Source organism: Polynucleobacter sp. 39-46-10, assembly GCF_002282275.1.
The window spans coordinates 1-10,914 of the sequence record NZ_NCJB01000072.1 but is presented as its reverse complement, the minus strand read 5'-3'; the positions used below and the strand labels follow the sequence as shown (position 1 = coordinate 10,914).

The 10,914-nt window shown below is 43.0% G+C and carries 13 protein-coding genes; 6 read left to right on the top strand and 7 right to left on the bottom strand.

Annotated elements, in window-relative coordinates:
* Window positions 1-131: 131 nt before the first annotated feature.
* From B7X71_RS07700 to B7X71_RS07685, 4 genes are all read right to left on the bottom strand, one after another.
* A complete protein-coding gene (locus B7X71_RS07700) occupies window positions 132-1,475 on the bottom strand; it encodes a type II toxin-antitoxin system HipA family toxin (RefSeq protein WP_293600474.1) in 1,344 nt (447 codons plus the stop codon).
* Window positions 1,475-1,747 (bottom strand): helix-turn-helix transcriptional regulator, encoded by a 273-nt coding sequence (locus B7X71_RS07695; RefSeq protein WP_293600473.1) that lies wholly within the window; start codon window positions 1,745-1,747, stop codon window positions 1,475-1,477. Before B7X71_RS07695 ends, B7X71_RS07700 begins: the two co-directional genes overlap by 1 nt.
* Before the next feature lie 133 nt (window positions 1,748-1,880).
* On the bottom strand, window positions 1,881-2,282 hold the full coding sequence (locus tag B7X71_RS07690) for a hypothetical protein (RefSeq protein ID WP_293599306.1): 402 nt from the start codon (window positions 2,280-2,282) through the stop codon (window positions 1,881-1,883).
* 11 nt (window positions 2,283-2,293) lie between these two features.
* Entirely contained in the window at window positions 2,294-2,647 is a 354-nt protein-coding gene (locus B7X71_RS07685) for a metallophosphoesterase (protein WP_363926822.1), read from the bottom strand.
* A 169-nt stretch (window positions 2,648-2,816) separates the two neighbouring features.
* Here B7X71_RS07685 and B7X71_RS07680 point away from each other — a divergent pair, with 169 nt between their 5' ends.
* The gene (locus B7X71_RS07680; RefSeq protein WP_293599984.1) at window positions 2,817-3,425 is read left to right on the top strand and encodes a 3'-5' exonuclease; all 609 of its coding nucleotides are present in this window, start codon (window positions 2,817-2,819) and stop codon (window positions 3,423-3,425) included.
* A gap of 521 nt (window positions 3,426-3,946) precedes the next feature.
* Window positions 3,947-4,153: an AlpA family phage regulatory protein gene (locus B7X71_RS17890; RefSeq protein ID WP_363926821.1), complete on the top strand. Its 207-nt coding sequence runs from the start codon at window positions 3,947-3,949 to the stop codon at window positions 4,151-4,153.
* 94 nt (window positions 4,154-4,247) lie between these two features.
* Here the strand turns inward: B7X71_RS17890 and B7X71_RS07675 are convergent, their stop codons facing one another.
* Complete coding sequence (locus tag B7X71_RS07675) at window positions 4,248-4,436, bottom strand: hypothetical protein (protein ID WP_293600471.1); 189 nt, start codon at window positions 4,434-4,436, stop codon at window positions 4,248-4,250.
* 242 nt (window positions 4,437-4,678) lie between these two features.
* Here B7X71_RS07675 and B7X71_RS07670 point away from each other — a divergent pair, with 242 nt between their 5' ends.
* Together B7X71_RS07670 and B7X71_RS07665 are read left to right on the top strand one after the other, a co-directional pair.
* Window positions 4,679-5,035 carry a helix-turn-helix transcriptional regulator gene (locus tag B7X71_RS07670; RefSeq protein ID WP_293600470.1) on the top strand — a complete coding sequence of 119 codons (357 nt, stop codon included), beginning with the start codon at window positions 4,679-4,681 and terminating at the stop codon, window positions 5,033-5,035.
* Window positions 5,035-6,342: a type II toxin-antitoxin system HipA family toxin gene (locus B7X71_RS07665; protein ID WP_293600469.1), complete on the top strand. Its 1,308-nt coding sequence runs from the start codon at window positions 5,035-5,037 to the stop codon at window positions 6,340-6,342. The genes B7X71_RS07670 and B7X71_RS07665 overlap by 1 nt, the downstream gene beginning before the upstream one ends.
* Before the next feature lie 327 nt (window positions 6,343-6,669).
* Here B7X71_RS07665 and B7X71_RS07660 read toward each other — a convergent pair whose 3' ends face one another.
* Window positions 6,670-7,248, bottom strand: coding sequence for a YSC84-related protein (locus B7X71_RS07660; RefSeq protein WP_293600468.1), 579 nt, complete (start codon window positions 7,246-7,248; stop codon window positions 6,670-6,672).
* A gap of 44 nt (window positions 7,249-7,292) precedes the next feature.
* Complete coding sequence (locus tag B7X71_RS07655) at window positions 7,293-8,936, bottom strand: carboxylesterase/lipase family protein (protein ID WP_293600467.1); 1,644 nt, start codon at window positions 8,934-8,936, stop codon at window positions 7,293-7,295.
* A gap of 217 nt (window positions 8,937-9,153) precedes the next feature.
* On the opposite strand from B7X71_RS07655, the gene B7X71_RS07650 reads away from it, so the two are divergent.
* Entirely contained in the window at window positions 9,154-9,963 is an 810-nt protein-coding gene (locus B7X71_RS07650) for a DUF4239 domain-containing protein (RefSeq protein ID WP_293600466.1), read from the top strand.
* 590 nt (window positions 9,964-10,553) lie between these two features.
* On the top strand, window positions 10,554-10,914 hold a 361-nt coding region (locus B7X71_RS07645; RefSeq protein WP_293600465.1), incomplete at its 3' end, for an Arm DNA-binding domain-containing protein.

Genomic DNA, 10,914 nt, shown 5'->3' with positions numbered 1-10,914 from the left:
AAGTAAAAGTGGTTTACACAGAAGCTATTGCTGCTGTAGTAACAGCTCCAGCTGCTAAGAAGTAATCAAGCAACAATTTCTAGTTACTAGAAAGACAAAACCCCAGCAAGTGATTGCTGGGGTTTTTAATACTAAGACTCAATTCGGGAAGCTAACTTGCGAGCCTGCATTTTTATGCCCGTAAAAATAGACTCAGCCATAGCCATTGGAAATGGCTCTGAAATCGTTGATCTCACCTGATTGATTACCGACTGAGTCATCTCAATAATTTCTTCAATTAATTGCTGCGCTACACCAGCACCAAGGCCAGCTTGTTGAGCTTGGGATAACCAGTGTCTGCGGTGAATTTTATCTAACAGGTAGTGGTTGGTCGAGCCGCGCGCAGCCATTGCTAGCTTAACTCTATGGGGCGCTATTTGATTTGCTCCAAAACCAATCACTGGATGCGCCGACAATACATCATAAATTGGAGTCCCTTTATATTGTGCGCCCGGCAGGTGTGCAATGCTAAAGTTTTTACCATGGCCATCTGTAGCAGCTAATAGCCAAAAAATAATTTGCGTTTTGAAAAAATGTATTCTATCTTGCTCTGCGTTTACTGAGCCTAACAATAACTTCATGGCCGATGTGATGCTCGGACCGCCATCTGCCTGGTATTTATTCATTGGGGATACGCCCATTGCCTGACAAAAATCCTCCTGGGGAAGGCGAATAATCCACTGCCCATCCGCAGATGATCTCCGATCAAAGCGCTCAACGATCAATACTTTTTGATCTTCAAAATACTTGATTTCACAGGAAGCAGTTGGAATGCCATACGCAGTCATAATTTTGGAGCAGAGCCACTCATTCTCAACCGATGTGTGCATGTCAGCACGCATATGACCAACCAAACCCAAGGGCAGCTTGAAAATATGCGTAGTTGGTGTGCTGCCTTTAGGCAGGTGCCAGAGCCCATCGTGCTTTAGTAGTGCAGTTTTTTCTTGGGCACCCGCAATCGATAGGCTTAGATCATTGCTTGGAGCAGCTTGCCCGAAAACCGAATCCAAGGAGACGTGACGAATGCGATCCGCAATCTCCTCATTACTCAATGCCCGACCTTGAATTTGATGAATTCCTGCTGGCAGCTCACCCTCTGGCAAAAGTTGGACAGCACCAACGCAATCACGGCCGAGCTGAGATAGTAAGTCAAATGCACCCAAGCTTTTTGACTGATAACGACTCGCTAGACGTCTACGAATCACATCGCTATCAGGCAATAAATTGTCAAAATAATGATTAACAAGATCGCCTTGATGCGACGCATTACCTGGCAAGAAAGGAAGCGACAGTGATAAGGGTCTCGCACACTCCCGCGAAATCCATTCATCAGAATAATTGAAGGTCTCAAGCTGCCTTGTTAATTGCCAAGTGCCCACTTGAACGCCATTCATCCAAATGCTGAGCGCTCTTGATTTTGAGCGAGTGACCATGATTACCAAATCTCCTTTGATCCAGACTCTGGGCTAACTTTGAGTTGTTTTGAGCCTTTCATGATCTGCTCCATTGATACGCTGACATCCAAAATCCGTAAGACTAAAAACAATCTCTCAAAGGTGGCTGAGTGTGGATTGCCCTCAAAGCGCGCATAGGCTTGCTGACTAATTCCGAGTTTTTCAGCCATATCAGCCTGAGTTACTCCCTTTTGCTTTCGAAAGGCTCTAATAAACAAGCTCAGGCTATCTAGGGTTTGAATTGGATAATTCATTAATATCTCCAGACTCACTTTGAATACAATATGAAAGTTGTAACATTAAATAACAATATAAAAATTGTATATTACTATTACAACTTATAAATAGTAAAAAGGAAGATTTATGACCAAGACCTCTTATATCCCCTTAGACCTGGATGATTAAAGAAGGATTAAACCGAGGATTTTCTGCATGGCTAGAGCGAACATATCCACGAGGGTTGCACACCACCCTAGTACCATTCATTTCATAGTCGCAAGAATCGTGAGTATGACCATGAATCCAAACCGACATCTCGCCGAATAAATGAGATAGCTCCGATGCAAAACAGGCTGATAACAAATCGGTTTTATACCGTTGTGCCACCGAAGACATCGATGGCAAATGGTGTGTGATCACAACAGTCTTGCCATCAAAGGGGTGGGTTAATGCCAATCTCAGCCAAGCCAGTGATTCCTCATGCAGTTCAATAGATTTCCCAGTAGAAAAACTAATCGCTCCATCGCCAATTCTTCTGAAGTCATTCAGATACATTTCGCCGTACATCATGCATTTATCTTTTAATGCATCCCCAAACAAGCGGAAGTCGGTCCATAAAGTAGCCCCAAAAAACGGGTAGTCTTTTTATCATTAGCACCCCGAATCTCGACTGCTCCATCGTCTAAAAAATGAATTCCATACATAGCACTCTGTTCATACAGTTTTGCAAGCATCTCTAGTCGTTGAGTACCATAAAACTCATGATTGCCAGCAACATAAATAATTTCTTGATTTGGAAAAGCATCTCGCGCCCAAGCCATGCCGCCAGATTTCGTTGCGATATCACCAGCCAACACCACAACATCAGAATCTACTGGAATGGGATAGAAATCTGCGAACTCAAGATGTAGGTCGCTTAGTACATGGAGCCTAATAAAAATTAACTTTACTTTTTATAAAAAATAGATTGGATTGATCTTGAGCACATGAGTGTATCTAATTAATTAACCATGCGATCCTACAAGGAATTATTCAGCCGCATTGACTGTCACTCAGCCAGAGCTTACATTGCTCAACTATCTCATTTAAATAAGTACCAAATCAATGAATCAAAAACAATGCTACTTCGCACTCGATCTTGAACTCAATAACGCTCAAGATAATTCAACAGAGAATCCAAAAATTATTCAAGTGGGTATTGCATTTGGAAATTATGAAGACTTTATCAACCAGTCTTTAAAAACCCATACATGGCTTTTAGATCCACAAGAGCCCATATTAGAGTTCATCACCAAATTAACCGGTATCAGCAATATAAATATTGCTGACCACGCAATCACTCATGAAGCACTTGCGCAGGAACTTAGCAGCATTCTCAAAAATCAAAATTGCTTTATCAATCCAGTTACATGGGGAGTGGGCGACTCATCAAAGTTGAAGTCTGAATTTCAAGAACGAGGCATTTCCTTTCCGCACTTTGGACGCCGCTGGATTGATGTTAAGACTTGGTACACCTTACACATGCTAGCCATAGGTAAGAAACCAAGCGGCGGACTATCCTCTGCTCTGGCCAGTATGAAGCTTCACTTCAATGGCAGGCCGCACCGCGCTGATGATGATGCATTAAATACCTTGCGACTTTTCTTTGAAATGTTACGAAGACAACATCAACTTTATAAGTTCGTTAAGGACGCCAAAGCAATACCAATATAAGAAAGGACAATCAACATGTTTCACTACCGCTTCGATTAGATTAACCTAATTACCAAAAACAGCACATTGCTACATTTTTTAATTGAACAACATTCTTTCTAACCCCATAAATACATGTTACTTTTTAAGTATATTGAGGCGAATAACAAAGTAAATATCACCACAATAACAAAGTAAATTTTCTAGAGCCCTTGCTTAACTAGTTTTTCTATATAAAGTTAATTCGTCATAGGGCTAACGTTATGTCATAAAGTAAGAATGATTTAGATCGTAACAAAGTGACATCAGTAAATAAACACCAAAGTAGCTTGCGATCAATCTTGTCATATCTTAAGCGCGTCATCAATACACCAAATTCGGGTGTCGCACCCACTCAGTACACCGAAATCAACTCATGTAGCCTTGCAATAAAAAGGGTCTTATTACACTTCATTACATTGAAATATTAGTCAACTAGATTTGAGAGTGGCGACTAAAAAGTTTAGCCAAATTTTTTCAATCAAATCTAAAAGGTAAATCTAATGAATAGCAATCAATCTCCAATTCCGCCAGTCACCCTAATGAGAATCCCCCAGATTCTCAAGGTGATGCCAGTGTCAAAGTCTAAATTTTGGCTTATGGTGCAAAAAGGTGAATTTCCAAAACCCATCAAAATTGGAAGATCGTCATTTTGGACGATAGAGCAAGTTCAATCTTTCATTCAAGAAAAGGTTGATCAAGCCCACTAAAGGCCAACAACATACGAGCCTCGTAACTGAGGCTTTATTCTTGAAAATTATGGAAATAAAAATCTCTAGCCTCAACCTGGATGCATTGCTTCAGTTACGCTAATGGATTTAAGTTGGCATTGGATAACAATAAATCCTCATTCAGAATTACCACTCTGATCATGGTGATTTTTGCAAGGCGAGCGCAATGTGTGTATTGGCAATCACCACCGCTCCAGCCTGGGGTTAAAGACTTCTCTCGAGCGTTTTTACCTCCTAAAAGTGACTCCTTTTGAGCAAACATGCTGAACGCGTCAGGGTTTTAAGAGTCGCAATCCAATCAATGTAGACGAGATCACTTCAAAATGAGCCCCTTGAATGCTTGCTTTTAAATACCCTTAGAGGCAATTTAGCTCAATTACTCCTCCCAGATAAAATTAAAAAATACTTATAAAAGAGTCATTATATAAATTAAGGATTTATTTATGAGTAATTTTTATTGACTAATAATGTCTAAACAGGTAAATTAGGGCCTCGCTTAACCAAATGCACGAGGCAACTATGCGAGTAGATCAACAACTAGCCCTAGCATCAAAGCAGCTTGACCAGTCCGTTGAAATTGCACAACGCATTGTTACTTTGCGTCTTGCGCGTCGTGTTCGCCAGAGTGAGGCTGCGGTTCGTGCAGGTTTATCTCGTGCAACCGCCCAGCGCATCGAAAAAGGCGATCCTGGCGTTGCCATTGGTGCGCTCCTGCGTTACTTAGATGCAATCGCTCCAGGCATCACCTTACTGCAACTCTTAAGCGGCAATGATCCAGCGATCGCTGCCTTGGAGCGTCGTTCGCGCCCACAACGCGTTCGTGACTTAAGTACATCTGAAATGAAAGCGCTTGATTTCTGATGGCAAACACCACTAAAGACCTGTTTGTCTTTGCCAACCTTGATGGGCAATTTTTACCAGCAGGTCAACTGCAAGTGGATGAAGAAGGCTCAAAACTCATTGCCTCTTCATTTGCTTATGGCTTACGCTATTTAGATAGGGGCAACGCACAAGAAATTGATCCCGTCGCCCTTAGCCTTAAAAATAAAAGCGAAATCAAAGGCAAGCGCCTCGTTCCACCAAATGGCCTAGAAGCGTTTGGTGGGATTCGTGATGCCACTCCTGATTCATGGGGAAGAAGAGTGATTGAAGCTAGGCTTAAGGTTCCAGCCAATAGCCTGCCAGAATCAACCTATCTACTAGAGGCTGGTAGCGATCGCATTGGGGCTTTAGATATTCGATCCTCCTTAGATCAAGAAGAGCGCCCTGTACACGAGAGTATTCACAATCTATCTTACGTACTAGAGGGTGCGCAAAAGATTGAGGCTGGCTTACCGATATCAGAAGCGTTATCCAGAATTTTAATTGTGGGTAGCGGCCTTGGGGGTATGCGCCCAAAGGCAAGCGTTCGTGATGATGACAACATTTTATGGATGGCTAAGTTCCCAGGCAGTAATGATGGCGCTTTAGATGTGCCGAGCATTGAATACGCCACTCTCAAGCTTGCAGAATTGGCAGGCCTAAATGTAACTCAAACTCAATTAGAGCAAGTCGGCAAGAAAAAGGTATTAATGGTCAAACGCTTTGATCGCTCTTGGACCGCTTCAGCCCGGCCAGTAGAGATTCGTCATCATGTCGTTAGCGCCCTCACCCTCGTTGCTTGCCACGAATCAGAGTCTAATACAAAAAGCTATATGGATATTGCAGATGCCATCCGAAGATATTGCGTAGTTCAAACAGTCAAATCAGATGTTCAAGAGCTTTATGCACGCATGATCTTTAATATTTTTGTGAGCAACGATGATGATCATCTACGCAATCATGCCTTTTTATGGAATCAGGAATATAGAGGCTGGAGCCTGAGTCCACTCTACGATGTGATGCCACATGCAGTTATCGCAAACGAGCGCTATCAACACCTAAGCGTTGGACCTCAAGGCAAACTAGCAACCCTAGACAATGCCTACGGGGCTAAAGAGCGCTTTGGCCTATCTGCACAGCAAGCAAGCTCCATTATCGATCGCGTATGGCGTGTAATAAGGCAGTGGAAAACACACTTCGAAAGCCTTGGAATTCCTGCGGATCAAATTCAGGGAGCCTCGTTAGCCTTTAGGCACATTGATGATATTTGCAGTCCCGAATTAATCAAAATTCTGGCAAGGACATAGTTGAAATTTTCATCTAAGCTTGCATCTCAGATACCATCAAGGGGTAGGCCAAGATAATGCTTTGGTGGTAGGTAGAGTGGTGGGTAGAAGAGCTTCAAAAACAAAGAGCCCCGTGGATAGGGGCTCTGCTGTCGTATATGGCGGAAGAGGTGACTTAGGCTCATGGTGTTATCTCCGCCGGAAAGAAAGGCTCAATACACACTTAGCCTCTTTGCATAAGAATCAGCATAGATTAGCCATGATGGCTTAATCCAAAAACTTTCTGACGCGCGATGAATAAAAATGCCACCCCTTGGGTGGCATACAAAGCAATCAAGCGGGCTTTACTTAATTTAGGTCGCCATCCTTGTAATACTTTGTGCCCTTAGCAGCAATGTCAATAGCCAATCCAGAATCAATCAGCTGATAAGCCAATATACCAGGGGCCACGAGCTGGGCACCCTGATATGAACCGCCCTGATCTTGGTACTTTGCAGCTGCAGATGCTTGCCCACCAAAAGTCCAGCCTGAGTTAACAAAGTCGTTCATTGCCTCGGGTGTTTGAAATATATATACGATTTGGAATGATGAAATACCCAATCCAAGCCCAGCCTGAATCTCAACCATATCCATATACGTAACTTTTTTGGGGCTAGCCTGATATACAGCCCCCTTGCCTGAGCCACCACCTGCAATAAAAATCTTCATTCCAAAATTACTAAAGACCGCATAGCCCGGAGATTTTTCGATCAATGCTTTAGACCTCGGCTCAGCCTGATAAAGCCTTTTCAAAATGTCGTCATTTGTTTTTAGGACAGCCTCTTGTTGCTGAGCCTTAGTTTGACTCGCGCCAAATTGCGCATAGGAAACTCCAATGCCTGCAACAAGCAAGAATATGGAAACGGAAAATCTTTTGATAAAGTTCATTTAATACCTAAGAAGTTAATGAGTTGGAATATTTAATATCAGGACTACTTCATATCAAACAATTTCTTTAAGTTTGACATCTGATAATCAACGCGATCCTTCAGCATGCCTTTAATTATTTCAGCATTTGGAGAAAAAGCTCTCATAACGTCATCTTTGAGCTTGTAGGTTGGCCAATTAGTTTGGCCTTCTACATTAGGATTGCCAGTCTTGGCAAATTGCGCCCAACTTGCAGACATCTTTTCAGATATGGTGATATCTTGCGGATCATTTTTATCAGTAATTGGATAGAAATATTGTGGCCAAACACCACCCTTTTTATTTTCGGAAATCGCATTCTCAATTCGTGCACAGCGGCTTCCTGATGACTCAGGTACCCTAGGCGCTTGATTGGTAAATGCGTTACTTCCAAATACAAAACTAATCTCGAACGCATGGGGAACGCCAGGATAAGCTGGACGAATATTCTTAGTTAAGTAATCAAAATAATAAGCGTATCCAGGCGCAACACCATTCATGCTATCCGCCAAGAATTTAGTGCTCGCACGAAACAACATATCGCCCATCAAATCGGCTGATACGGTGCACTTTTCTGGAATATTGCTATACAGCTGGTTAATCACTTTTGGATCCTCTTTATATGCCTTTGCAAGCGCATCTAGAGGGGGCTGATTAAAAGCAAAGAGGCTTGCATCCCATGAGTTGGTGCCAATCATAAAAGGCACCTTAGCCTGCTCGCCCGACATAAACAGAGGAACAGGATCACCTTTGAGAATTTGGCCGTCAATCATAGATCCACCAAACTCCCCTGCTTTTTGTTCGGCTACAGTGAGGACCAATTTTTCGGTAGGTAAACCCCGGAGCTCCTTTAAAGACTTCACTCCAAGGGTCGCCATATATTTTTCGGCAATCTCAGTTGCCGGAGGTAATCCAAGACGCTTCTCAGTTAAGCCTCTGATGGGACTTTGCTGTGCACTCTCTGCAATCGCTCTATGGAATAGGCCTCTAGCTGCATCGGAAACCATCAACCAAGTAACGCTTCGTGCGCCAGCAGATTCGCCAAAGATAGTTACATTGTTTGGATTACCCCCAAAAGCTGCAATGTTGCGCTTGACCCACTTGAGTACAGCAATTTGATCCATCGTGCCGTAGTTACCGACTGGCTCACCCTTGGCTTTTGCTTCTTCAACAAGCTCCATGCTAGCAAAAAAACCTAGAGAGCCCAAGCGGTAATCAAAGGTGACGACAATAACGCCATTTTTCACTAAGTTAATTGGCGTGTAGAGCGGGTCTCTAGAGCCATCTATCTGCAAAGCACCTCCATGGATCCACACCATAACTGGGAGGTCTTTACCAGGATTCTGAGGTGTGAACACATTGAGATTTAGACAATCCTCGTTACCTGGCAATCCAAGGTCTTTATTTTCATTTTTCAAGTTTGGCTGCGGGCATGAATTACCGAATTTAGATGCATCTCGTATTCCACTCCATGAAGCTGCAGACTGCGGTGGACGCCAGCGCAAGTCACCTACTGGAGGTGCTGCATAAGGAATGCCTTTGAATACATTCATGTTGTACTCAGTGGCACCCTGGATATAGCCTGTTTCAACTTGCGTAACAGACTTTTCTGGATTGGAAAAGGCATTTAGAGCAAATGCGGCAAGTATTACCGCGAGGCTTCTTCTCATATTTCTATCTTTGGAATTGATATCACTTTAAATAATCGCATTTTAAATTAAACGTCCCGCTACTAGGCGCCGAATAAATTTATTCCGTTTAGAGCTGGCAATAAAAGCCTCCATCTAACAAGGATCATTGGAATGGGGGCTGGCGGGGGTAATAAAAAAGTTTGTACCGTTATTATTACGAAGTGGCGCATAGTTAAATAAATTATGGAGAGGCTTGATGATCGACTTATTAATTCAGAATTTTCACTTTATAGGCTTCAGCATCGCCTTAGGGGCTTTAGCGGTTTCCTTAATTTATTGGATTCTTAATAAGTCACCTATTTCAGAATGGCTCAAAGCCTCCGAAGGGATTATTGTCTCGTTTATCACCATACCAGCCTTTCTTTTTGGGCTGGCAGTTTCAACCTTAGCCGCAGGAATATGGGATGGCCATGTTTCAGCAAACCTAAGCCTAATAAATGAATCTGGCGCAATAAGAACTCTTGCACTTACATCAACAAATCTTGCGCCTCAAGATAAGTTGAGACTGACTGAAGCAATCAATAATTACGTGACTGCTGTTGTAGATAAAGAATGGCCAGCCATGAAAGCTAAAACGCCCATGGTGCATAAGATTGCATCGCCAGAATTTGAAGCTTTGAATAAAATAACAAACGCCATTGCAATGGAACCCAATCAACACAGCTTGATTACCAATCGCCTTGAATCTTCAATGAACATCCTGCAACATGAGAGACTTGTTAGATCATCCTTGGCGTATGAGGGCACCACTTTTGCTAGGTGGCCATCCATTTTTGTTCTTTCATTTTTACTGTTGTTTACAGTTGGGCTTCTTCAATTGAAGAGCCCCAGGGCAATGAAAATTTCTCTAACAATGGGAGCCCTTTGTATTGGATCTGCCATGTTTTTCGTTTTTTTAAATTTAACGCCATATTCCGGGCTCAACCCAGTAACGTCCAACCTCCTTAAATCCACTCTAAGTACTATTTCGCCGACAAACACAGGCTTATCACAAGAAAAGCATTAGTCTTGTATGGTATTTTTTTGCTGCGGTTGAGCGCCAATGATTCGGAGTATGGTGAGCAGTAAGGCGCGAATCTCGGCCGACCCACCAGTTAAACAAAGCCCCTTGAGAAATCTTGGGGCTTTTTCTTTTGGTTGGATGGAATGTGTTGGCTACTGTGCTTAACAATTCAGAACTTAATGGACCTTTCGGGGGGGATTGCAGACGCCGAGATGAGACTGAGTGTCTTGAAGGTGTCATGTTTCCGGACGCTTACGGTGTTTATCGGGTTAACCGACAAAATAAAACCACCCGAAGGCGGTTTTGGTAACGCTTTTGGTAACAAGAGTGTTGTATTGCCACAAACCCTTGTAATACCTATTGACTTGGCGGAAGAGGTGTCGAATCACCCCTATGTAGGCTTTAGACGGCTATGCATAGGAGTATGGGCAAATAGACGCCCCAAACCGCCTAATTTTCTAAAAATAGCTCGCATCACTTAAGTGTTGTAAGTGCATCACCCTCTCTAAATTCCTACATTGGTCACTAACCCCATCCAGCTTATTCCAAGCGTTAGCGGTGGGAATAACTGTGGGACATAGAAAGGAAGCAAAATGCCAACAAACTTAGATTACCGTACCGTACTGAACCTAAAAAAGCATGGTCGCTATACCGATTCGCTTACTAGAGGGCTACAGTTACTCTATAAGCCATCTGAAACAAAATACTGGCTTTTGAGATTCGCCTTCAACGGCAAGCGTCATGAGCTGGGAATCGGTCCATTTCCAGACCTTTTACCCAAAGAGGCTCGGCAAATCGCTCAGGAAGCAAGAACCTTAATTGCCAAAGGTGAAAACCCGCTGACAACTAGACTTGCTCAAAAGGCTCAGCGTACAGCTCTTGAAACCAAAAAAGTAACCTTTCGGGACTTTGCTCTTACCTGCATTGAGGATAAGCAATCCGAGTGGTCTAACG

Bases quoted from the DNA above. Each gene is read 5' to 3' on its own strand.
- B7X71_RS07695 (WP_293600473.1), bottom strand. From the start codon at position 1,747: ATGAATTATCCAATTCAAACCCTAGATAGCCTGAGCTTGTTTATTAGA.
- B7X71_RS07690 (WP_293599306.1), bottom strand. From the start codon at position 2,282: ATGATGTACGGCGAAATGTATCTGAATGACTTCAGAAGAATTGGCGAT.
- B7X71_RS07680 (WP_293599984.1), top strand. From the start codon at position 2,817: ATGAATCAAAAACAATGCTACTTCGCACTCGATCTTGAACTCAATAAC.
- B7X71_RS17890 (WP_363926821.1), top strand. From the start codon at position 3,947: ATGAATAGCAATCAATCTCCAATTCCGCCAGTCACCCTAATGAGAATC.
- B7X71_RS07675 (WP_293600471.1), bottom strand. From the start codon at position 4,436: ATGTTTGCTCAAAAGGAGTCACTTTTAGGAGGTAAAAACGCTCGAGAG.
- B7X71_RS07670 (WP_293600470.1), top strand. From the start codon at position 4,679: ATGCACGAGGCAACTATGCGAGTAGATCAACAACTAGCCCTAGCATCA.
- B7X71_RS07665 (WP_293600469.1), top strand. From the start codon at position 5,035: ATGGCAAACACCACTAAAGACCTGTTTGTCTTTGCCAACCTTGATGGG.
- B7X71_RS07660 (WP_293600468.1), bottom strand. From the start codon at position 7,248: ATGAACTTTATCAAAAGATTTTCCGTTTCCATATTCTTGCTTGTTGCA.
- B7X71_RS07655 (WP_293600467.1), bottom strand. From the start codon at position 8,936: ATGAGAAGAAGCCTCGCGGTAATACTTGCCGCATTTGCTCTAAATGCC.
- B7X71_RS07650 (WP_293600466.1), top strand. From the start codon at position 9,154: ATGATCGACTTATTAATTCAGAATTTTCACTTTATAGGCTTCAGCATC.